The sequence below is a fragment of the Streptomyces sp. NPDC006610 genome, from assembly GCF_040611575.1.
Taxonomy (GTDB): Bacteria; Actinomycetota; Actinomycetes; order Streptomycetales; family Streptomycetaceae; genus Streptomyces.
The window spans coordinates 194651-218107 of record NZ_JBEXOP010000005.1; the positions used below are offsets into that span (position 1 = coordinate 194651).

Sequence of the window (23457 nt, forward strand, 5' to 3'; positions counted from 1 at the left end):
GTCGTTACTGCGCCTGCAGGACCAGCAGCGCCAGGTCGTCCTCCGGCGGCCTGTCCCCGAACTCGTGCACCAGTCGGCGGACCCGCTCGGCGATCAGCCCGGCATCCAGTCCGGCGCAGCCGGCCAGCGCGGTCGCGAGGCCGTCCTCGTCGTCGAACTGGCGTGAGCCGCTGCGCCGCTCGGTGACGCCGTCGGTGACGCAGAGCAGGCTGTCGCCGGGCCGCAGCTCGAAGGTCTCGCTGGTGTACGTCTCGTCCTCCACGACGCCGAGCAGCGTCTGGGGTCGCACGACCGCGCGGACGTCGCCGTCGGGGCGCAGGAGCAGCGGGAGGGGGTGGCCGGCGGAGGCGAGGGTGCAGTGGACGCCGCCGTCGAAGGGGACCAGTTCGCCGTAGAGGAGGGAGAGGAAGCGGGTCTGCGGGCCCTCCCCGGGGCCGGACGGTCCGGCGAGGGCGCGGGCGGCGGCGTCGGCGGCCTCGGTGGCGTCGTCGAGGAGGAGCTGGTTGAGGCGGTCCAGGACGTCGGCGACGCCGTAGCCCTCGCGGGCGAGCAGCCGCAGCCAGGGCCGGGCGAGCCCGATGACGACGGCGGCCTCGGGGCCCTTGCCCTGGACGTCCCCGAGGGCGAACCCCCAGCGGCCGTGGCCGGCCGGGAAGACGTCGTAGAAGTCGCCGCTGGGGCCGCCCTTGTCGCGGGGCTCGTAGACCAGGGCGCTGCACACGCCGGGGATCTCGGCGACGGCCCCGGGGAGCAGGCCGCGCTGGAGCACGGCGCTGATGGTGGCCTGGCGGGCGTACTGCCGGGCGGCCCCGATGGCGAGGGCGACCCGTCGGCCGAGGTCCTCCACGAGGCCGGTGATCTCGTCCGGGAACCGCGGCACCCCGCCCCGCCCGATGACCAGCGTCCCGAGCGGCCGCCCGCCGGCGACGAGCGGATACGCGAGCGCGGCGCCGCCCGGGGGCGCGCCGACCGGTGCCCCGGCCGCGTCCGGCCCGCCCGGCGCGTCACCGCGGGTCGGACGGACGTGTGCGGTCCCCTCCGCCGGTGAGGCCGACCGGGCCGTCACCGGCTCGCCTCCGGCCCCGCGGGGGGAAGCACCCGCGGGGCTCGGACGCCCGGTCACCGGGTGACCGGAGCGGACGGCCCCCGGCCCGTCCGACGACCCGACCGCACCCTCGCCGCCCCCGGCGGGGCGGGCGGGCGCCGACCCACCCGGCGCCACTGCCACGCCCTCGTCCCCGACGCCGCCGGCGCCCCCGGTCCGACCGGCCGGCACCGGCCCACCCCCCGGCGACGTCGACCTCACGCCCGCCTCGCCACCGGCACCCGCCGAGGGACCGCCGTCGCCCACCGGGCCACCGGTCACCGGGCCCGACGCCCCGACCGCACCCTCCCGCGGACGGTCGTCCGCCGATCCGCCCGCCACCGACGCGCCCTCCGCGCCCGCCCCACCACCGGCACCACCCCGGAAGCCCTCCGCCGGCGCCGACCGCCCGGAGGTCGCACCGCTCGGCACCCCGGCCGCGCGAACACCCGCCGGCCCGCCCAGGGCCGACGCGGACGCCTCCCCCTCCGCGCCGCCGACCCCGCCCCGGCCTCCCGAACGGCCCGCTGCCGAGCCCTCCGGCGTCTCCGCCGGCCCGGCGGGGAGGCTGCCGGTGTCCGGCGTGCTGACGTCCCCGGGGACGTGCGCGGCGGACGGCGGGCGGACGGGGGCGGCCGGGAGCCCGGCGTCAGCGAGGGCGGCGCCCGAGCGGAGGCCGGCGGCCGGTTGGCAGCCGGGGGCCGCCGAGGGCGCGACGTCAGCGGAGGCGGCGCCCGAGCGAGGGTTGGCGGCCGGTCGGCCGGCGCGAGCGGTGTGCTCTTCCCGCCGGTACGAAGGGACCTGCGAGGCCGACGGGACCGGCAGGGCCGCCAGGGCGGAGGGCGGGGCCTGAAGGCCGGAAGGCAGGGCCTGTGGGCCGGACGGGTACGACAGGCCGGACGGGTACGACGGGTGGAACGGGTCCGGCAGGCGGGAGGGGTGGGACGGGTCCGGCAGGTGGGACGGGTCCGGCAGCTCCGGCCACGGGTACTGCATCGGGCCCGGCGCGAAGGCGTCCGGGCTCTGCGGGGGTTCCTTCTCCAGTGCCCGGCGCAGGTCCTCCGTACGGTCCTCGCTGGTGTGCCAGACGCGGGCCAGGCGGACGCCGGACGAGCCGGCGGAGCGGCCGCCGAGGGCCTCGTCCTCCAGCCAGACCGCGCACCAGTCGGCCAGGCGCGGGACGATCAGCTGGCCGGTGAGGGAGGCGACCAGGTCCTCGTCCAGCTGGCCGGCGAGCAGGTCGGAGGCCTCGGCCAGGAAGGAGAGGGCGCCCCGCCCGAGCCAGTCCCGGTCGCGCTCGGCGCGGCAGGGGGCGGGGGCGAGCAGTTCCGCCCCGGCGAACGCGCTCGGCGCGGTGGAGTGCGCCCCGGTCGGCGCGCCTGGGCCGTCGGACACGCGCGCCCACACCGTCTTGGCGTCCCGCCGGTAGGTGACGCCCCACGCCTCGCACAACGCGGTGATCAGCCGCAGGCCCCGGCCGTACTCCCGCGCGTCGGGGCCGGCCGGCGCCGCCGCGGCGTCCCGGGGCGCGCGCGAGGGGTGGTGGTCGCACACCTCCAGGACGACCGCGCCGGAGCCCGGCTCCATGCGGCACACCAGTTCCACGTCGGTGCCGGCGTGCACCACCGCGTTGGTCACCAGCTCGCTGACGACGACCAGGGCGTCCTGGGCCTGCCGGTCGGTGAGGCGCTCGGCGCCGGGCAGGCCGAGGTCGGCCCACTCCTTGAACGCCGCGCGCAGCAGCCCACGGGCGGCGCCCGGCGCGAGGGAGCTTCCGTTGAAGGTGGCGTGCACCTGCGCGCCGGGGTGTGCGGAAGCGGCGCCGGCGTACGCAGGCGCGTCGGAGGGACGGGAAACGGTCTCCCGTTGCACCGGAATGGCCCCCATCTGCAACTCCCCGAGAGGTTCGGTCGATGACCCCGAGGTCGATGCCGTCAGGGTGACAGACCGGCCCCGTCCATAAGCGACGAGTTACCTAAGTGGGCCGCGATGAGTGAGAACAGTGGTAGGCGCGTGCTCGAAGAAGCTCGAAGTAGGTCGAAGAAGGGACGGAAACGACCGCTGTGCGTCACAGGCGCCGGACGCACAGGGGGCGCGGGGGCGCACCGCACATGCGCCCCCGCGCCCCCCACCGGTGCTCCGACGCCGGGCGTCCGCCGCCCGGCGTCGGCGTCCGGCGTCTAGGCCTCCCGCGTGCCGGCGTACATCTCGTCCAGCAGATGCCGGTACTCCCGCTCCACCACCGGCCGCTTCAGCTTCAGGCTCGGCGTGATCTCGCCGTGCTCGATGTCGAGGTCGCGCGGCAGCAGCCGGAACTTCTTGACGGTCTGCCACCGCTGGAGTCCGGCGTTGAGCCGCTGCACATAGCCGTCGACCATCTCGACCGTGGCCGGCGCCGCCACGACCTCGGCGTACGACTTGCCCTCCAGGCCGTGCTCCTTCGCCCAGCCCATGATCGCCACCTCGTCCAGCGCGATCAGCGCGGTGCAGAAGTTCCGGTCGGCGCCGTGGACGAGGATGTTGGAGACGAACGGGCAGATCGCCTTGAACGACCCCTCGATCTCGGTCGGCGCGACGTACTTCCCGCCGGACGTCTTGAACAGGTCCTTCTTGCGGTCGGTGATGCGCAGATAGCCGTCCGGGGACAGCTCGCCGATGTCGCCGGTGTGGAACCAGCCGTCCGGCTCCAGCACCTCGGCGGTCTTCTCCGGCAGCCCGTGGTAGCCCTCCATGATGCCGGGGCCGCGCAGCAGGATCTCGCCGTCCTCGGCGATGCGCACCTCGGTGCCGGGCAGCGGCTTGCCGACCGTGCCGGTGCGGTAGGCCTCGCCGGGGTTGACGAAGGAGGCCGCGGAGGACTCGGTGAGGCCGTAGCCCTCGAGGATGTGGATGCCGGCGCCGGAGAAGAAGTAGCCGATCTCGGGCGCGAGGGCGACCGAGCCGGACACGCAGGCGCGCAGCCGCCCGCCGAAGGCCTCCCGCAGCTTGGAGTAGACGAGGGCGTCGGCGACCTTGTGCTTGGCGTTCAGCCCGAAGGGGGCGGAGGCGGTGCCGGTGCGGCGGAAGTTGTCCTGGGTGACCTTGGCGTACTCGCGGGCGACCCCGGCCGCCCACTGGAAGATCTTGTACTTGGCCGCGCCGCCCGCGCGGGCCTTGGCTGCGACGCCGTTGTAGACCTTCTCGAAGATGCGCGGCACGGCCGCCATGTACGTCGGCTGCACCACCGGCAGGTTCTCGATGATCTTGTCGACCCGGCCGTCGACGGCGGTGACGTGGCCGACCTCGATCTGTCCGGAGGTGAGCACCTTGCCGAAGACGTGGGCGAGCGGCAGCCACAGGTACTGCACGTCGTCCGGGCCGACCAGCCCGGTCGCGGCGATGGCCTTGGCCATGTAGGACCAGTTGTCGTGCGGCAGGCGCACACCCTTGGGCCGGCCGGTGGTGCCGGAGGTGTAGATGAGGGTGGCGAGCTGGTCCCGGGCGATCGCGCCGACCCGCTCCTCGACCAGTTCGGCGTCCTTCTCCAGCCGGGCCGCGCCGCGGGCCTCCAGCTCGGCGAGGGTGAGCACCCCGTCACCGGTCTCGACGCCCGCGCCGTCCATGACGACGACGTGCGTCAGCTCGGGCAGCTCGCCCCGCTTCTCCTGCGCCTTGGCGAGCTGTTCGGCGTTCTCCGCGATGAGCACGCGGCTGCCGGAGTCGGCGAGGATGTACGCCGACTCCTCCGCGTTGGTCTGCGGGTAGATCGTGGTGGTCGCGGCGCCCGCGCACATGATGCCGAGGTCGGCGAGGATCCACTCGATCCGGGTGGCGGCTGCCAGCGCGACCCGCTCCTCCGGCCGGACGCCCAGCTCGATCAGCCCGGCCGCGATGGCGTACACGCGCTCGGCGGCCTGCGCCCAGGTCAGCGACTTCCAGTCGTCCGGGCCCTGGCCGGAGGCGGCGGGCACGGGGTAGCGGTACGCCTCGGCGTCCGGCGTGGCCGCCACGCGCTCCAGGAAGAGGCCCGCGACGGACGGCGGACGGTTCTCGATCAGGGTCTGTGTGTCGCTCACGACATCCTCCGGGGCCCGCGACGTTGCGGCTGGCTCGGTGCGGTTCAGGCGTTCGGTGCGGGGTTCAGGCGTTCGGTGCGGTTCAGGCGTCTCGGTACGTCTTCGGGTCCTGCACGTCTACAGGGTCTCGGTGCGTGTACAGGGTCTTGGTACGTGTACAGGGTCTCGATACGTCTACAGGTACGTCTTCGCTGCGGATTTCGCTGGCTGGGGGCACGGCTGTGTTCACTCACGAGCCGTTGTTTAACTCGCGAGTAACTAGCGGGCAGGGACAGAGTAGAGCCCGACCGGCCCGCGCGTAAGAGCCCGCGCCCGCTCACTTCGCACGGACCGCGCCCGTGAAACGCGCCGGGGCCCGCCGCACTTTCGTACGACGGGCCCCGTATCGTCCGCTTTGCCGGGGCCGGGCCCCGTGATCTGCGGTTACTTCTTGCCCTTGCCCGAACCCGCGCTGTCGTCGCTGGACAGGACCGCGATGAAGGCCTCCTGCGGAACTTCCACGGAACCCACCATCTTCATCCGCTTCTTGCCCTCCTTCTGCTTCTCCAGCAGCTTCCGCTTACGGGAGATGTCACCGCCGTAGCACTTGGCGAGGACGTCCTTGCGGATGGCGCGGATGGTCTCGCGGGCGATCACCCGGGAGCCGATGGCGGCCTGCACCGGCACCTCGAAGTTCTGCCGCGGGATGAGTTCCTTGAGCTTGGCGACGAGCCGCACGCCGTACGCGTACGCCTGGTCCTTGTGGGTGATCGCGGAGAACGCGTCCACCTTGTCGCCGTGCAGCAGGATGTCCACCTTGACCAGGCTGGAGGCCTGCTCGCCGGTGGGCTCGTAGTCCAGCGAGGCGTAGCCGCGGGTCTTGGACTTCAGCTGGTCGAAGAAGTCGAAGACGATCTCCGCGAGCGGCAGCGTGTAGCGGATCTCCACGCGGTCCTCGGAGAGGTAGTCCATGCCGAGCAGGGTGCCGCGCCGGGTCTGGCACAGCTCCATGATCGCGCCGATGAACTCGGTGGGCGCGAGGATCGTCGCCCGCACGACCGGCTCGTGCACCTCCGCGATCTTCCCCTCGGGGAACTCGCTCGGGTTGGTGACGGTGATCTCCTCGCCGTCCTCCATCGTCACCTGGTAGACGACGTTGGGCGCGGTGGCGATCAGGTCGAGCCCGAACTCGCGCTCCAGCCGCTCCCGGATCACGTCCAGGTGCAGCAGGCCGAGGAAGCCGACGCGGAAGCCGAAGCCGAGGGCCGCGGAGGTCTCCGGCTCGTAGACCAGGGCGGCGTCGTTGAGCTGGAGCTTGTCCAGGGCCTCGCGCAGCTCCGGGTAGTCCGAGCCGTCCAGCGGATACAGGCCGGAGAAGACCATCGGCTTGGGGTCCTTGTACCCGCCGAGGGCCTCGGTCGCGCCCTTGTGCATGCTGGTGACGGTGTCGCCGACCTTGGACTGGCGGACGTCCTTCACGCCGGTGATGAGGTAGCCCACCTCGCCGACGCCCAGGCCGTCGGCCGGGAGCATCTCGGGCGAGTTGGTGCCGATCTCCAGCAGCTCGTGCGTCGCGTTCGTCGACATCATGCGGATGCGCTCGCGCTTGTTGAGCTGGCCGTCGATGACACGGACGTACGTCACCACGCCGCGGTACGAGTCGTACACCGAGTCGAAGATCATGGCGCGGGCGGGCGCGTCCTTGACGCCGACCGGCGCCGGGATCTCGGCGACGACCTTGTCCAGCAGCGCCTCGACGCCGAGGCCGGTCTTGGCGGAGACCTTGAGCACGTCGCCGGGCTCGCAGCCGACGAGGTTGGCCAGTTCCTCGGCGAACTTCTCGGGCTGGGCGGCCGGCAGGTCGATCTTGTTGAGCACCGGGATGATCGTGAGGTCGTTCTCCATCGCCAGGTAGAGGTTGGCGAGGGTCTGGGCCTCGATGCCCTGGGCGGCGTCGACCAGGAGGATGGTCCCCTCGCAGGCGGCGAGCGACCGCGAGACCTCGTAGGTGAAGTCGACGTGCCCCGGGGTGTCGATCATGTTGAGGATGTGCGTGTTGCCGGGGTCCTGGGACGGAGCCCACGGCAGCCGCACCGCCTGGGACTTGATCGTGATGCCGCGCTCGCGCTCGATGTCCATCCGGTCGAGGTACTGAGCACGCATCTGCCGCTGCTCGACCACGCCGGTCAGCTGGAGCATCCGGTCGGCGAGCGTGGACTTGCCGTGGTCGATGTGCGCGATGATGCAGAAATTGCGGATCAGAGCCGGGTCGGTACGGCTCGGCTCGGGCACATGGTTAGGGGTCGCGGGCACGCAGGGTCCTGTCTCTTGAGGCGCCTTATGCCTCGGGTCGGATCGATACGTAGCTTCCATGGTCCCACGGGCCGGGACCGGCGACCGGTTTGGGCCACCCGGAGGGCCGCTGGTAACGTGGAGGGCTGTGCCTCATGCCCTCTCAGCGCGAGGCGCAACCCAAGAAAATCATCGGCGCGGGTCCCGTGCGGCCCCGTGCCAGAACCTGAAAAGGCTCATTCGTGGCGAACATCAAGTCCCAGATCAAGCGGATCAAGACCAACGAGAAGGCCCGGCTGCGCAACAAGGCCGTCAAGTCCTCCCTGAAGACCGCGATCCGCAAGGCCCGCGAGGCCGCTGCCGCGGGTGACGTGGAGAAGGCCACCGAGTACCAGCGCGCTGCCGCGCGTCAGCTCGACAAGGCCGTCTCCAAGGGCGTCATCCACAAGAACCAGGCCGCCAACAAGAAGTCGGCGCTGGCTGCGAAGGTCGCGTCCCTCAAGGGCTGAACCCCTCAGTTGATCTGATCGCCGGAAGGACCCAGGGCGGGCCCTCTCTCATCCGCCCCCGACCGGCACCCCGGATCCGCGCGCGGCCTGCGTTCGCCACGCGGGCGCGGATCCACACAGGCTCGAACCGAAGGCCCCGGCCTCCCGCTCTTCCCCAGAGCCGGAGCCCGGGGCCTTCGGCGTGCGCGTACGGCGTCCGGCGTTCCACGTCCGACGACGGTCGTCAGGCCCAGAACTCGTTGGCCACGTCGATGTCCGCGACGCACTCGTCGAGGTCGGTGATCCGGTCGCCGAGCACGCGGAAGACGATGCACCCGTCCTCGTCGATACGGCGGCCCCTGCGCTCGGCGGAGACGCGGTGGACGGCGACGACGTGCCCGCGGCCGTCGACCAGCAGGCTGCGCAGGTCGACCCGCAACGACCCGGCCGTTTCCTCGAACAGCCGGCCGTACAGGCCGACGACCGCGTCCTGCCCCTTGAAGTCCCCGGACAGCTGGTGACTGCCGGGCACGTGATGGGTGCAGTCCGCCGTCATCAGTTCGCGCAGGGCGTCCATGTCGCCTCGTACGAAGGCCTCGTAGCCTCGACGGACGAGAGCCGCGTGCGGATGCTCAGCCATGGTGATCGCCACCTTCCCGTGTCCGGCGATGGACGGCTGACACGCCCGATTCTCCTCCCGCGGGTCTAACCGCGCCCTCTGGAGCGAGCGGCTCGGGCGATGGTCACGACCGCCTTCTCCAAGGCGTACTCCGGGTCGTCGCCGCCGCCCTTCACGCCCGCGTCGGCCTCGGCGACCGCGCGCAGGGCGAGGGCGACGCCGTCCGGGGTCCAGCCGCGCATCTGCTGGCGCACGCGGTCGATCTTCCACGGCGGCATGCCCAGCTCGCGGGCCAGGTCGGCGGGGCGCCCGCCGCGGGCCGAGGACAGCTTGCCGATCGCGCGGACGCCCTGGGCGAGGGCGCTGGTGATCAGTACCGGCGCCACGCCGGTGGCCAGGGACCAGCGCAGCGCCTCCAGCGCCTCGGCCGCCCGGCCCTCGACGGCCCGGTCGGCGACCGTGAAGCTCGACGCCTCGGCCCGTCCCGTGTAGTACCGCCCGACGACCGCCTCGTCGATCGTCCCCTCCACGTCGGCGACCAGTTGGGACACCGCGGAAGCCAGCTCCCGCAGATCGCTGCCGATCGCGTCGACCAGCGCCTGACAGGCCTCCGGCGTGGCCGAACGGCCGAGGGTGCGGAACTCCCCCCGGACGAACGCCAGCCGGTCCGCCGGCTTCGTCATCTTCGGGCACGCCACCTCCCGCGCCCCCGCCTTGCGGGCGGCGTCCAGCAGCCCCTTGCCCCTGGCCCCGCCCGCGTGCAGCAGCACGAGCGTGATCTCCTCGGCGGGCGACCCGAGATACGCCTTGACGTCCTTGATCGTGTCCGCGGACAGGTCCTGCGCGTTGCGCACGACCACGACCTTGCGCTCTGCGAAGAGGGAGGGGCTGGTCAGCTCGGCGAGCGTGCCGGGCTGCAACTGCTCGGGCGTCAGGTCCCGTACGTCCGTGTCGGCGTCGGCCGCCTTCGCGGCGGCCACCACCTCGCGCACGGCACGGTCGAGCAGCAGGTCCTCCTGCCCCACGGCGAGCGTCACCGGGGCGAGGAGATCGTCGTTCGCACTTTTCCTGGCCATCACGCCCAGCATGTCACGCGGCACTGACAGGACGGACGGGACGGTTGGCCCGGCCTGGGACACCGGGCACGGTCGGCCGGGCCCGGGGCCGAGCCGCGAGGGCAGGAGTGCCCGAGCCCGGAGCTGCGGGACCGACCGAGCCGCAAGGCGCGCCGGGCACGGCCCGACGCCCCGCCCCGGTCCCCCTACGGCTCCTCGCGCCAGCCGTCCCACTCCCCCGCCAGCTCGTCCAGCTCCGCCGGGTCCAGCCGGCCCGCCTCGTCGCGCAGGACGACCAGCCACTGGGCGTCCTCGGCGTCGTCCTCGCCGGCCAGCGCGTCGCGTACCAGCTGCGGTTCCTCCTCGACGCCGAAGCGCTCGCCGAGCACCTCCGCCACCTCCTCGGCGGCATCGCGGTCGGGCAGCACCAGCACATGTCTCACATCGCTCACGACGCCATTTTCCGGCACCCTCCCCCCGCCCCCGCCCTGCGGGGTCCCGTCACTCCCGCCCCGCGGACTCCCGCACGGCCGGCACCCGGTCCAGCTCGATCCCGAACCGTTCCCGGTACACCGCCAGCACCTCCTCGTCCCCGTGCAGTTCCCGCTCGTCCCGCGCCCCGTCGGGACCGGTGACCGTCAGCCGCCGCCCGCCGAGGGTGATCCGGCCGCCGTCCTCGGTGACCCGGGAGCAGACGAGCGACTTCCCGAAGTGCGACGCGGGCGACGTGGCGTGCCACCACGCGCCGGTCACGAAGTCGGCCGGCACCCGCGGCCGTACCTCCAGCCGGTACACGGCCACGCCGTCCCTGCTGACGTCCAGGTCCGGCGCCCCGGGCCCGCCCCGGAGGCCCGCCGCGTCCGGCCCCGCCTCGCCGATCCGGAACGTCCCGCCGGGGTCCGGCTGCTCCCGCCGGTCGCCGAGCGCCAGCGGGTAGTGGCTGTGCGCCCCGAACCCGACGTCGGCCAGCCATTCCCCCGCGTCCGCCGTCCGCACCCGCAGCGCCATGTGGTCGTACGGGATCCCCGGTCGGCCCTCCTGCGTGTACACCCGCGCCGCCAGCAGCGCGACGTCGTATCCGAGCGCCGTCAGCAGCCCGGCGAACGCGCCGTTCAGTTCGTAGCAGAACCCGCCCCGCCGCGCCCCCACCACCTTGTCCAGCAGCCGCTTCTCCTCCAGCACGATCTCCTCGCCGAGGTGGATCGACAGGTTCTCGAAGGGCACCGTCCGCAGATGGCGCAGATGCAGCTCGTGGAGCGCGTCGGCGGTGGGCCGGGGCGGGCGGGCGACGCCCAGTCTGCGGAGGTAGGCGTCGGCCTGTGCGGAGTCCATGTCCCCAGTGTCCGTCCCCGCCGCGCGGTTCTCAGTCCCTCGCCACGCGCACCTCCCCCTTCCCGCCCGCCACCGCCACGGCGCCGTCGACGTCCGTCCGCAGCACCGTCGCCCCCTGCGCCCGCAGCGCCGCCACCGTGCTCGGCGCCGGGTGGCCGTAAGGGTTGTCCGCTCCCGAAGAGATCAGCGCCAGCCTCGGAGCCGCCCTGCGCAGTAGTTCCGGTTCCTGATAGGCGGAGCCGTGATGGGCGACCTTCAGTACGTCCACCCCGTCGACCAGGCCAGCCGCCGGTGTCCGCAACAGGGCTTGCTGGGCCGGGGGTTCGAGGTCCCCGAGCAGCAGTATCCGCAGGCCCGCCGAGCGGACGAGCAGGGCGACGCTGGCGTCGTTCGGGCCTTCCGGTTCCGGCGCCGGGGTGGTGGCGCCGGCCGCCGCGGGAGGCGGTGGCCACAGCACCTGCCAGGACAGGTCACCGGTGCGCCGTTGCTCCCCGGCCGCCGCCCGGGTGACCGGAATGCCCCGGGCGGCGGCCTCTCTTCGCACGAACGCGGCCTGCTCCGCCGGTTCTTCGAGGCCGGTCGTCTCGATCGCGCCCACGGCCCGCCCGCGCAGCACGCCGGGCAGCCCCACGACGTGGTCGGCGTGGAAATGGGTCAGCACGACGAGGGGGACGCGGGTGATGCCGAGCGACCGCAGGCACCGGTCGGCCAGGCGCGGGTCCGGCCCGGCGTCCACGACCACGCCGGTGCCCGCTCCCGCCGCGAGCACCGTCGCGTCCCCCTGTCCCACGTCGCACATGACCAGCCGCCAGCCCGGCGGCGGCCATCCGGTGATCACCCTGGCCAGCGGTGCGGGCCGCACCACCGCCAGCACCAGCAGCAGCCCGCAGACCCCGCACAGCCACGGATGCCGCAGCAACCGCCGGCCGACGGCCACGACCACCCCGGTCACCAGCGCCAGCAGCAGCGCCCCCGTCCAGTCGCCCCGCCAGTCCACCCCCGCCCCCGGCAGTGCCGCCCCGGTGCGGGCCACGTCCGCGATCCACCCGGCGGGCCAGCTCGCGCCCCATGCCAGCGCCTTGGCCACCGGCATCGCCACCGGAGCGGCGGCCAGGGCGGCGAAGCCCAGCACCGTGGCCGGGGCGACCGCGAACTCCACCAGCAGATTGCACGGCACCGCCACCAGACTCACCCGTGCCGACAGCACCGCCACGACCGGTGCGCACAGCGCCTGCGCCGCGCCCGCCGCCGCCAGCGCCTCGGCGAGCCTCGGCGGCACCCGTCTCCGGCGCAGGGCGGCACTCCAGCGGGGCGCGAGCGTGAGCAGCGCGCCGGTGGCCAGCACCGAGAGCAGGAAGCCGTAACCGCGGGCCAGCCAGGGGTCGAGGAGGACGAGCAGCAGGACCGCCGTGGCCAGGGCCGGGAGCAGGGATCTGCGACGGCCGGTCGCCAGGGCGAGCAGCACGACGGCCCCGCAGGCCGCCGCCCGCAGCACGCTCGGGTCCGGCCGGCACACCACGACGAAGGCGAGCGTGAGCACCCCTCCGAGCACGGCGGTCGCCCGCAGGGAGATCCCGAGTCGCGGTGCCAGGCCCCTGCGTTCACTGCGCTGCGCGAGGCCCGGCGGCCCGAGCAGCAGGGCGAGGACGATCGTGAGGTTGCTCCCGGACACCGCGAGGAGATGGGCGAGGTCGGTCTCCCCGAAGGCCTCGTGCAACTCCGGCGTGATCCGCGAGGTGTCCCCGACGACCAGACCCGGCAGCAGTGCACGCGCGTCCGCCGGCAGCCCGTCGGTGGCCTTCCGCAGCCCTGCCCGCAACCGCCCCGCGAACCGCTGGGTCCCCGACGGCCCCGCGACCACCTCCGGAGGGCCGTCCCGCACCCGCAGTACGGCAGCGATCCGGTCGCCGCCCACCAGCGCGGGCGCCAGCCGCCCGGTCACCCGCACCCTCGTGGAGGGCAGCAGCCCGAGCCACTCCCGCCGGGCGCCTCCGCCGGCGTCCACGACCACCAGCACCGGCGTCCGCGTCCCCGTCGCCTCCCCGGACGTCCCTGACGCCGCCTCGACCCGCCCCACCTCGGCGTTGACCAGCACGGACACGGGCGCCGCCCGGTTGCCCGTCACCCGCGGCCGGGTGAGCCGGGGATCCGAGGTGACCCGCGCCTCCGCCGTCACCGTCGCGTACTGCCGCGCCAGCCCCGGCACCGGCCCCCGTCTCAGATCCGCCCCGCGCAGCCCGGCCGACACGGCCGCGGCGGCGACGCAGAGCAGCACGGCGGCGATCACCGGGGACCACCGGACCACTGGGGACGACTGAACCACTGGGGACCACCGGGCCACCGCGTGCCCCCGCCGCCCGCGCCACCGCTGCCCCGGCCCGCGCCCGCTCCCGCGAGCCGCCAGCAGCCCCGCCCCCGTCACCGCGCACCCGGCCGCGACGCCGGTCACCCACCCCGGCGGTGCGGTGAGCGCCCACGCCGCCGTCCCCCAGGCCGCGAGCGCCGGCGGGACCAGCCGCAGATCCGCCGGCCCTTCCTGCCGGGGATGCGCGTCCCCCAGCCTCCGCCCCGACGCCCGGTGCACGGACGGGCGACGGCCGGGGCCGGCAGCCCGGACGGCCCCGACAGTCCGGGCGGTCCCGACCACCCCGACAGCCCCGACAGGACCGGCAGGCCCTGCAGCGGCCCTGTGCCGTGTTCCCTCCCCGCTCCTCACGGCCGTACCAGATTCCGCAGGTCGGCGAACCGCCGCTCGCCGATGCCGTTGACGTCCCGCAACTCGTCCACCGAGCGGAAACCGCCGTGCCGGGTGCGGTAGTCGATGATGTGCTGGGCCAGCACGGGGCCCACGCCGGGCAGGGTGTCGAGTTGCTCCACCGTGGCGGTGTTGAGGGAGATGGGCGTTGCCGCCGCCCCCGGTAACGCGCCCGCCCCGGCCGGGGCGCCTGCCACGGGCGGTGGTCCGGCCACGGGCGCGGGTCCGCCGACGACCACCTGCTCGCCGTCCACCAGGAAGCGGGCCCGGTTGATGTCCGTGAGGTCCGTGCCGGGGCGCACCCCGCCCGCCGCCCGGAGCGCGTCCGCCACCCGCGAACCGGCCGGGAGTCGGTGAATCCCCGGTTCGCGCACCTTCCCGCCGACGTCCACCACGATCTCGGCGACGGGCGACGCGGTCGGGGCCGTCGGGGCGACGACCGGCGTCCGCCGCTCCGGGGCCGCAGCGCGCGCCGTATCCGGCACCGCCGCCCCCACCACCTCCGGCGCCCGCACGGTCTCCGTCCGCCCGGCCCAGAAGTGCTGGACGGCGAGCCCTGCCGCCACGACCAGGACGACGGTGAGCGCGACGACGCTCCTGCGCTCCAGGCCGCACCGCGCCTGCATCCACACCGGCAGCCGCTCCCGCACGGCCGCCCCGGCCCGCTCCCGCCACGCGGCGGTACCGCCCCCCGCACCGGCACTCGCATCGGCCCGGTCACGCTCACCGACGTCACCGTGGTCAGCCGAGTAACCGGTGTATCCGGAATGACCAGAGGGACCGGAGCAACCGGGAACGACCGGAGTCCGCCCCTCCGCCTCCGTCCCCATCCCCGGTGGCCCCGCCCCCGACTCCCCCCGCTCCTCCGGGGGTTCGCCGAAGAGCACCCCCGCCCGCCGCCGGACCTCCTCCGCCGGCGTCTGCCGCTGACCGCCCCGCAGCCGCCCCGCAGGTCGGCTCCGTCGGCCCGGACGACGATGCGAGACCCGACCGCCGGACATCCGCTCCTCGGGAATCCGCCCACCAGTCGCCCGCGTCCCGGGCACTCGCCCCTCGGGCACCGGGCCGTCGGACACCGTGCCTTCGGACACCGGCCCCTCGGACGCTCCCGCTCCCCCTCTGGAGACCCGCCCGCCGGGCACCCTGCCCCCGGGCGTCCGCCCATCGGACACCCTGCCGTCGGAACCCCGCCGCCGCCCCGGTCCACTGGTGACGGAAGCCGCTCGTGTGCGTGATCGAAGTGCCATGCCCCGAGGATGGGACACCGGACCACTCCCGCGATGATCTTGCTCAATCCCCGGGGACAACCAGCCGCTTGTGGAAAACCCCGTCCCCCGTACGTGTGACAGTCATGCGCAGCACGGTCGTCCGCCGTCGGTCATGCGCATCACGGTGGTCCGCCTCCGCTCAGCGCAGCACAGTCGTCCGCCGTCGGTCAGCGCAGCACGGTCGCACGACGGTCACCGCGGCGAGACGACGACTCCCAGCAACCCGGGCCCCGTATGCGCCCCGATCACCGCTCCCACCTCGCTCACGTGCAGATCGGCCAGCCCCGGCACCCGCGCCCGCAGCCGGTCCGCCAGCGCGGCGGCGCGGTCGGCCGCGGCGAGATGGTGGACCGCGATGTCGACGGGCGTGCCGCCCGCCCGGTCGGCGGCGATCTCCTCCAGCCGGGCGATGGCCTTCGACGCCGTCCGCACCTTCTCCAGCGGCTCGATGCGGCCCCCGTCCAGCTGGAGCAGCGGCTTCACCGCCAGCGCGGAGCCGAACAGGGCCTGCGCGGCCCCGATCCGGCCTCCGCGGCGCAGATAGTCCAGGGTGTCGACGTAGAAGTAGGCGGCGGTGCCCGCGGCCCGTTTCTCCGCCGCGGTGACCGCCTCGTCCACCGTGCCGCCCGACTCCGCCGCCTCGGCCGCGGCGAGGGCGCAGAAGCCGAGGGCCATCGCGATCATGCCGGTGTCCACGACCCGTACGGGGACCGGCGCCTCGCGGGCGGCGAGGACCGCGGCGTCGTAGGTGCCGGAGAGGTCGGCGGACAGGTGCAGGGAGACGATGCCGGTCGCGCCGGACTCGGCGACCTTGCGGTAGGTGTCCGCGAACAACTGGGGGCTGGGGCGCGAGGTGGTGACGGAGCGTCGCTTCTGGAGCGCCAGGGCCAGGGAGCGGGTCGAGATCTCGGTGCCCTCTTCCAGCGCTCGGTCGCCGAGGACGACGGTCAGCGGTACCGCGGTGATGCCGTGGCGCTCCATCGTCCTCGGCGGCAGGTAGGCCGTTGAATCGGTGACGATCGCGACATGGCGGGACATGAGCTGGAGGTTACCTGGCGTAGCGCCCGGAAGGCAGCCCAGCCCTCACGGCGACGCGGACACCGGGTTCAGGTCGTGCTCTCGGGCCTCGGCTTCTTCTGCCAGGGGTAGGCGGGACGCGGCGCGGACGGCGCGATCGCGGGCCGTGTCGGCTCCTCGGCCCGGCGAGAGGGCTGCCCCTCGGCGGCCGGGGCCGGCGACTCGGGCCACGGCGGCGGGACGGCCCCCGCGTCAGTGGACCGGCCGTCAGTGGACCGGCCATCGGCGAACCGGGCATCCGTGGACCCACTCGGCTCCGTCGTCCAGTGGCGCAGGGCGCCGGTCTCCACGTCGATCTGGGCGCTCAGCAGGTCCAGTTCGTCCTCGGCGAAGCGGCCGGCCCGGTCGCGGGCGGCCCAGCGCAGCGAGTCGGCCGAGTGCGTGATGCGCTCGGTGCGTTCGCGCAGTGCGGGCAGGCGCTCGGCGAGGGTGGAGCGGTCGGGCTCGGACTCCAGACGGCGCAGTTCGTCGTCCAGTTCGTGGCCGTGGGCGCTGAGTCGCTGGAAGAGGGCGAGCGACTCCTTGAGGGACTCGTCCTCCGCGGCGCCCGCGCGCAGCGCCTCCTGCGTGGCCCGCATGGATGTGCGCAGCTTCAGCCGCAGCTGGGCCAGTTCACCGGCCGGACCGGGCTGGGCGAGGGACTTGGCGCGCAGGGTGTGGTCCTCGACGGTGCGCCTGGCCTGCGTGATCGTGCGGTCCACGCCGCGCCTGGCGGCGCCGACCACCTTCACCGTGGCATACGCGCCGAGCCCCAGGAGCAGCACGAAGAGCAGGACGACCACGGCGATGACTGCTTCCACGATGCTCCTCCTCGACGGCCGCGGCCCGTCTCGCGCCGCGTCTTCAACGGTAAACGCAAAGGGCAGGTCCGGAGTTCCGGAAGAACCCCGAACCTGCCCCCACGCACATCCCGAAGCCTCCCCTAGGGGACGCCACACGACGCGGCGACGGACACCGGACGTGACGAGCACCGGACGTGACGAGCGCCGGACAGCGACGACCGCCGGGCAGCGACGAACACCAGGCGACAGCAAGAACGCCGGGCAGTGACGAACGCTAGGCGGTGACGATGTTCACCAGCTTCGGCGCCCGCACGATCACCTTCCGGATCGCCGCCCCGTCCAGCGCCGCGACGACCTTCTCGTCGGCCAGCGCGACCTTCTCCAGTTCCTCCTCGGAGATGGCCGGCGACACCTCCAGCCGCGCCTTGACCTTGCCCTTGACCTGCACGACGCAGGTCACGGTCTCGTCGACCGCATAGGCCGGGTCGGCCACCGGGAAGTCCTGGTGCACGACCGACTCCTGGTGCCCCAGTCGGCGCCACAGCTCCTCGGCGATGTGCGGGGCCAGCGGCGCGACCATCAGCACCAGGGCCTCGGCGACGGACCTCGACACCGGACCGCCGGTCTTGGTCAGGTGGTTGTTCAGCTCGGTGACCTTGGCGATGGCGGTGTTGAACCGCATGCCCTCCAGGTCGCCGCGCACCCCGTCGATCGCCTTGTGCAGGGCGCGCAGGGTGGCCTCGTCGGGCTCGGCGTCCACGACGGTCACCTCGCCGGTGGCCTCGTCGACGATGTTGCGCCACAGCCGCTGCAGCAGCCGGAACTGGCCCACCACCGCGCGCGTGTCCCACGGCCGGGAGACGTCCAGGGGGCCCATGGCCATCTCGTACAGGCGCAGCGTGTCCGCGCCGTACTCGGCGCAGATCTCGTCGGGCGTGACGGCGTTCTTCAGGGACTTGCCCATCTTGCCCAGCAGCCGGGAGACCTTCTCGCCCTGGTAGTAGTAGCCGCCGTCGCGCTCCTCCACCTCGGCGGCCGGCACGGCGATGCCGCGGCCGTCGCGGTAGACGTAGGCCTGGATCATGCCCTGGTTGAACAGCTTGTGGAACGGCTCGGCCGACGAAATGTGCCCCAGGTCGTACAGCACCTTGGACCAGAAGCGGGCGTACAGCAGGTGCAGCACGGCGTGTTCGGCGCCGCCGACGTACAGGTCGACGCCGCCGTGGGGCTGTCCCTCGCGCGGACCCATCCAGTACTGCTCGATCTCCGGGTCGACCAGCCGGTCGCTGTTGCGCGGGTCCAGGTAGCGCAGCTCGTACCAGCAGGAGCCGGCCCAGTTGGGCATGGTGTTGGTCTCGCGGCGGTACTTCTTCGGGCCGTCGCCCAGGTCCAGGGTGACGTTGACCCAGTCCTCGTTGCGCGACAGCGGAGTCTCGGGCTGGGTGTCGGCGTCGTCCGGGTCGAAGGTGCGCGGCGAGTAGTCCTCGACCTCGGGCAGCTCCAGCGGCAGCATCGACTCGGGCAGGGCGTGGGCGACGCCGTCCTCGTCGTAGACGATCGGGAAGGGCTCTCCCCAGTAGCGCTGGCGGCTGAACAGCCAGTCGCGCAGCCGGAAGTTGACGGTGCCCTCGCCGATGCCGGACTGCTCCAGCCACTCGGTGATCCGGGCCTTGGCCTCGGCGACGCCCAGACCGTCCAGGGAGACGCCCTCGCCCGAGGAGTTGACGATCCTCGCGTCGTAGGAGGCGAAGGCGTCCTCCCAGGCGGCGGTGTCGGTGCCGCGGCCGTCGGTGGGCTCGACCACGCAGACGATCGGCAGCTCGAAGGCGCGCGCGAACTCGAAGTCGCGTGCGTCGTGTGCCGGTACGGCCATGATCGCGCCGGTGCCGTAGCCCATCAGGACGTAGTCGGCGATGAAGACGGGGACCTTGCTGCCGTTGACCGGGTTGGTGGCGTACGCGCCGGTGAAGACGCCGGTCTTGTCCTTCGCCTCGGCCTGGCGCTCGACGTCGGACTTGGCGGCGGCCTGCGCGCGGTAGGCGGCGACGGCCTCGGCCGGGGTGGCGTGGCCGCCGGTCCACACCTCGTGGGTGCCCTCCGGCCAGGCGTCCGCGGTGAACTTCTCGACCAGCGGGTGCTCGGGCGCCAGCACCATGTAGGTCGCGCCGAACAGGGTGTCGGGACGGGTGGTGAAGACGGTGATCTTCTCGCCGTCGATCGGGAAGTCGACGCGGGCGCCCTCGGAGCGGCCGATCCAGTTGCGCTGCTGCAGCTTGATGGCCTCGGGCCAGTCCAGGGCGTCCAGGTCGTCCAGCAGCCGGTCGGCGTAGGCGGTGATGCGCATGTTCCACTGGCGCAGCTTGGCCTTGAAGACGGGGAAGTTGCCGCGCTCGGAGCGACCGTCGGCGGTGACCTCCTCGTTGGCCAGCACGGTGCCCAGCCCGGGGCACCAGTTGACGGGCGCGTCGGAGGCGTAGGCCAGCCGGTACTCGCCCAGCACTTCGGCGCGCTCGGCGGCGCTCAGCGCGCTCCAGGAACGGCCGCCGGGGACGGGACGCTCACCGGACTCGAACTGGGCGACCAGCTCGGAGATCGGGCGGGCCCTGCGCGCCTCGTCGTCGTACCAGGAGTTGAAGATCTGCAGGAAGATCCACTGGGTCCACTTGTAGTACTCCGGGTCGATCGTGGCGAACGACCGGCGCTTGTCGTGGCCCAGGCCCAGCCGGCGCAGCTGGGCCTTCATGTTCTCCATGTTGGCCTCGGTGGACACGCGCGGGTGCGTGCCGGTCTGCACGGCGTACTGCTCGGCGGGCAGGCCGAAGGCGTCGAAGCCCAGGGTGTGCAGGACGTTGTGGCCGGTCATGCGCTGGAACCGGGCGAAGACGTCGGTGGCGATGTAGCCCAGCGGGTGGCCGACGTGCAGGCCCGCACCCGAGGGGTACGGGAACATGTCCATGATGAACTTCTTGGGCCGGGCGACCAGCTCCGGGTCGCCCGCCAGGTCGCCCTTGGGGTTCGGCGCCGCGTAGGTGCCCTCGGCGTCCCAGACGTCCTGCCAGCGTGCCTCGATGTCGGCCGCCAGGGCGGCCGTGTAGCGGTGCGGCGCCGCCTCCGCCTGTGCGGCGGCAGCGGCGGGGTTCGTCTCGCTCATGTCCTCAAAGCTCCATCGATCGTCTCTGCCTGCGGCTGCGACTTTCCGGAAATGAAAAATCCCCTCGCACAGGAGGGGACGCCGCGCCGATTCCGGCCACACGACTCATCGGTGGCCGGGACTGATCAGCGCGGCTCGCTAAGCAGAAGGCGTACGGCACGCATGGCGTCAGGGTACCGCAGCCCTCGACGGGGCCGCGACGACGTTCCGTCCACCGAACACCGTGCGACATTCACTCTGGTTACTTCGCGTAACAGTCGCTAAGGGTCAAGACTCCAAGTGGATCATCGTTTGATAACAACGCAATAACTCAAACCTCCTACCCGCGGGTATGGCGCGACCTAGAGTGCGGCCCGGGACCGCTACACCGAACTGCTCGGAGTGCCCCATGAACCCACTCAAACCGCCGATCCCGCCGATCCCGCCGAATCCGCCGATCCCGGCGAACCGGCTGAACCCGCCGAGCCCCCTCAGCCCGTCGCACTCACGCGGCGCCTCGCGTGCCGCTTCCCGCAGTGCCTCCCGCAGTGCCTCCCGCAGTGCCTCCCGCAGGAGCGGCCGCGCCGCCCTCCCCGCACCCGGCCGCTCGGCCTACGGCGTCGCCACCGCGGTCGCCCTGGTGCTCATCCCCGTGGCCGTTCTGGCCGGAGGCGACGGGTTCCGCGACTTCCTGAACTTCGGCGCGGGCGTCCTGTCGCTGGTCTCCCTGACCTGTTCGGTGATCTGGGGTCTGGTCGCCCAGGACCGGATCTTCCTCACCGCGCGCCAGCGGCTCGTCGGGCAGGCGGTGCACCGGACCACGGCCGTCGCCTCGATCGCGTTCCTGCTGCTGCACATCACCGTCAAGCTCGCCCTGGACCACGTCGGCCTCGTCGCCGTGGTGATCCCGTTCTCGCTCGGCGTGGCCGGCAGCGCCGGGCTCATCGGCCTCGGCTCGGCGGCCGGACTGCTCATGGTCTTCGTCGGCCTCACCGGCGCCCTGCGCAGCGCCTTCGCCTCCCCGGCCCCGATCGCGGCACGCTGGCGGGCGATGCATGCGCTGGCCTACCCGGCCTGGTGCGCCGCCCTGCTCCACGGCCTGTTCGCGGGCCGCGAGGCGGACACGGTCTTCGTGGTGCTGTACCTGCTGTGCGTGGCCGGCGTCGCCGCCGCCCTCGCCCTGCGCGCGGCGCCCCGCCCGGTCAAGCGCCGGGTCGCCGTCCTGATCACCGCGTTCCTCGGCTCCCCGGACGGGCAGGGCCGCGACGAACTCGGCGAGAGCGGCGCGCGGACGGCGTCCGGGACCGCACCGCCCGGCCAGGGCTCCGCGCTGCCGGGCCACGAGCGCCCCCTGCCCGGCTACGAACGGGCGACGGCCCCCGACCCCGCCGGCCGCCCCTCCCCCACCGAGCCCGCCGGCGGCTTCGCAGCCGCCTACCGCGCCGTCTCCCGCTCGTCCCGCCCGCCCCGCGCCTCCCGCGCCTCCCGGTGCGCCCACACCTCCGACGCCGACCTCCAGCCCACCGAGCCCCTCCCCCGCACGGACGCCGGCGCCTCCGCCGCCTGGCCCGTTCCGTCCCCGCTCCCGGTCGGCGAGGCGCCCCCGTCGGCGTACGACCCCCTCCAGGACACCGGACACACCATCCCGGCCTACGGCGATCCGGGCTTCGTCGGCCACGCCGGAAGTGATCCGCGCGACACCGTTGAGTCGAACACCCTCCACGGCACGTATCACCCGGACGACATGGACAACAGCGGTCCCACCACTGCTGCACCCCCCGGCGCCTCCTACGATCCCCACGACTTCGAGGCGCCGGGTTCGGGCGACCCTTGGACCACGCCTTCCGGAGGCCTGAAGTGAACGAGGCTCTGCCCGACGTACCCGAAGTCCGCGTGGTCGGGCTTCCCCAGCTCACGTCGGGTTTCGACCTTGTCGAACGACTGGATCTGCCCATGCACCTGAAGGTGCACGGGCCGCTCGACCCCATGGGCGGCGAGCAGCTCGCCCGGCTCGCCGAACGCATCGGCCTCCGGGGCCGCGGCGGCGCGGGCTTCCCCTTCCACAAGAAGCTGCGCGCGGTCGCCGAATCGGCGATCGGGCGCGGCGTCCGGCCGGTGGTCGTCGTCAACGGCAGCGAGGACGAACCGGCCTGCCGCAAGGACACGGTCCTCATCAACCGTGCCCCGCACCTGATCCTGGACGGCGCGCTGCTGTGCGCCGAGGCTCTCGGGGCGCGGCGGCTGGTGATCGGCGTGACCCGGGAGTCGACCCAGCGCTCCATGGAGGCCGCGCTCGCCGAACGCGGCCTCGGCGACGGACGCAGATCGGCGCTGCGCGCACGCGTGCAGCGCAACCCGGTCCGCATGGTCACCGGCGCCGCCGCCTCGCTGATCCGTTCGATCGACGGCGGCCCGGCGATCCCGCCGGGCCGCAAGATCAGCGCGTCGAGGAGCGGCGTCGGCGGGGCCCCCACCCTGCTGTCGAACGCCGAGACCTTCGCCCAGCTGGCCGTCGCCGCCCGCATCGGCCCCGAGCGCTACGGCAACACCGGCCTGTACGACGAGCCGGGCACCGTCATGCTGACCGTCTCCGGCGCGGTGGCCCGCCCGATGGTGATCGAGGTCCCCACGGGCGTGCCGCTGCGCTACGTCCTCCAGCTGGCCGGCGCCCCACCGGTGCCGCAGGGCGTGCTGACCGGCGGCTACCACGGCAAGTGGATCGACACGGCGACGGCCGGCGAGGCGGTGGTCTCCCGCAACTCGCTGGACGCGGTGGGCGGTTCGCTGGGCGCGGGCGCGATCCTGCCGATCGGCCAGGACACCTGCCCGCTGGGCGAGTCGCTTCGGGTGGCGCAATGGCTGGCGGAGGAGAGCGCGGGCCAGTGCGGCCCCTGCTACCTCGGTCTACCGGCCGCCGCGCGGGGTTTGGCGGACGTCCTGAACGGTGGCGGTCCGGCCGCCCTGGAGGCGCTCAGGCAGGTCGCCGGGAACGTCAAGCGGCGCGGCGCGTGCTCCCACCCCGACGGCTCGGCCATGTTCCTGGAGTCGACCGTCGAGGCGTTCACCGACGACCTCGCGGCGCACGTCCTGGGCAACGGCTGCGGACGCCCGGTGCAGGGCGTGCTGCCGCTCTTCGCGGCCGGCGGGACCCCGACGGGCGTCCCGGGCGGCGAGGCCGGGGACGGCGGGCCGAGCCGGCAGAGGATTCACGTCGACTGGACGCTGTGCCGGGGGCACGGACTGTGCGCCGACATCCTCCCGGAGGTCTTCGAGCTGGGCGCCGACGGCTTTCCGACGGTCGCCCAGGCGTCCGTGCCCCGGTACGCGGAGGCGAAGGCGCTGCGTGCGGTGCGCCGCTGCCCGGCGCTGGCCCTGCGCATCGAGGAGGAGGCCCCGTCCCGACCGCCGGCCCGCAGCAATCTGCCGGTGCTGTCACAGGGTCGCGAGCGGGGGCGGCGGGCGCTGGGCCGCTGACGCCGTATCCACCGGGAAGAGCGGGAAAGAAGAAGATCCCGCCGGGTCTCTCGACCCGGCGGGATCT

Annotated in this window: 15 protein-coding genes; 3 read left to right on the plus strand and 12 right to left on the minus strand. The window is 73.6% G+C overall.

What is annotated here, in order from left to right:
- Positions 1-4: 4 nt before the first annotated feature.
- From ABZY13_RS06460 to lepA, 3 genes are all read right to left on the minus strand, one after another.
- Positions 5-2971 (minus strand): SpoIIE family protein phosphatase, encoded by a 2967-nt coding sequence (locus tag ABZY13_RS06460; protein ID WP_356627733.1) that lies wholly within the window; start codon positions 2969-2971, stop codon positions 5-7.
- A gap of 293 nt (positions 2972-3264) precedes the next feature.
- The gene (locus ABZY13_RS06465) at positions 3265-5139 is read right to left on the minus strand and encodes an AMP-dependent synthetase/ligase (RefSeq protein WP_356627734.1); all 1875 of its coding nucleotides are present in this window, start codon (positions 5137-5139) and stop codon (positions 3265-3267) included.
- 423 nt (positions 5140-5562) lie between these two features.
- Entirely contained in the window at positions 5563-7431 is a 1869-nt protein-coding gene (lepA, locus tag ABZY13_RS06470; RefSeq protein WP_356627735.1) for a translation elongation factor 4, read from the minus strand.
- A gap of 221 nt (positions 7432-7652) precedes the next feature.
- On the opposite strand from lepA, the gene rpsT reads away from it, so the two are divergent.
- Positions 7653-7919 carry a 30S ribosomal protein S20 gene (rpsT, locus tag ABZY13_RS06475; RefSeq protein WP_086168781.1) on the plus strand — a complete coding sequence of 89 codons (267 nt, stop codon included), beginning with the start codon at positions 7653-7655 and terminating at the stop codon, positions 7917-7919.
- Between the two features lie 223 nt (positions 7920-8142).
- Here the strand turns inward: rpsT and ABZY13_RS06480 are convergent, their stop codons facing one another.
- The 9 genes from ABZY13_RS06480 to leuS all read right to left on the minus strand — a co-directional run bounded on the left by ABZY13_RS06480 (position 8143) and on the right by leuS (position 19937).
- Complete coding sequence (locus tag ABZY13_RS06480) at positions 8143-8538, minus strand: nuclear transport factor 2 family protein (RefSeq protein ID WP_356627736.1); 396 nt, start codon at positions 8536-8538, stop codon at positions 8143-8145.
- A gap of 65 nt (positions 8539-8603) precedes the next feature.
- Positions 8604-9596, minus strand: coding sequence for a DNA polymerase III subunit delta (holA, locus tag ABZY13_RS06485; protein WP_356627737.1), 993 nt, complete (start codon positions 9594-9596; stop codon positions 8604-8606).
- 182 nt (positions 9597-9778) lie between these two features.
- On the minus strand, positions 9779-10024 hold the full coding sequence (locus tag ABZY13_RS06490) for a hypothetical protein (RefSeq protein WP_356627738.1): 246 nt from the start codon (positions 10022-10024) through the stop codon (positions 9779-9781).
- A 49-nt stretch (positions 10025-10073) separates the two neighbouring features.
- Positions 10074-10904, minus strand: a complete 831-nt coding sequence (locus ABZY13_RS06495; RefSeq protein WP_356627739.1) for an arylamine N-acetyltransferase — start codon at positions 10902-10904, stop codon at positions 10074-10076.
- Positions 10905-10935: 31 nt separating this feature from the next.
- The gene (locus ABZY13_RS06500; RefSeq protein WP_356627740.1) at positions 10936-13488 is read right to left on the minus strand and encodes a ComEC/Rec2 family competence protein; all 2553 of its coding nucleotides are present in this window, start codon (positions 13486-13488) and stop codon (positions 10936-10938) included.
- A gap of 128 nt (positions 13489-13616) precedes the next feature.
- The gene (locus ABZY13_RS06505) at positions 13617-14660 is read right to left on the minus strand and encodes a ComEA family DNA-binding protein (protein WP_356627741.1); all 1044 of its coding nucleotides are present in this window, start codon (positions 14658-14660) and stop codon (positions 13617-13619) included.
- Between the two features lie 459 nt (positions 14661-15119).
- Positions 15120-15965: a DegV family protein gene (locus tag ABZY13_RS06510; RefSeq protein ID WP_356627742.1), complete on the minus strand. Its 846-nt coding sequence runs from the start codon at positions 15963-15965 to the stop codon at positions 15120-15122.
- 68 nt (positions 15966-16033) lie between these two features.
- The gene (locus tag ABZY13_RS06515; protein WP_356627743.1) at positions 16034-16804 is read right to left on the minus strand and encodes a hypothetical protein; all 771 of its coding nucleotides are present in this window, start codon (positions 16802-16804) and stop codon (positions 16034-16036) included.
- A 256-nt stretch (positions 16805-17060) separates the two neighbouring features.
- The gene (leuS, locus tag ABZY13_RS06520; protein ID WP_356627744.1) at positions 17061-19937 is read right to left on the minus strand and encodes a leucine--tRNA ligase; all 2877 of its coding nucleotides are present in this window, start codon (positions 19935-19937) and stop codon (positions 17061-17063) included.
- A gap of 388 nt (positions 19938-20325) precedes the next feature.
- On the opposite strand from leuS, the gene ABZY13_RS06525 reads away from it, so the two are divergent.
- Positions 20326-21777 carry a cytochrome b/b6 domain-containing protein gene (locus ABZY13_RS06525; protein ID WP_356627745.1) on the plus strand — a complete coding sequence of 484 codons (1452 nt, stop codon included), beginning with the start codon at positions 20326-20328 and terminating at the stop codon, positions 21775-21777.
- Positions 21774-23390, plus strand: a complete 1617-nt coding sequence (locus tag ABZY13_RS06530; RefSeq protein ID WP_356627746.1) for an NADH-ubiquinone oxidoreductase-F iron-sulfur binding region domain-containing protein — start codon at positions 21774-21776, stop codon at positions 23388-23390. The genes ABZY13_RS06525 and ABZY13_RS06530 overlap by 4 nt, the downstream gene beginning before the upstream one ends.
- Positions 23391-23457: the final 67 nt, after the last annotated feature.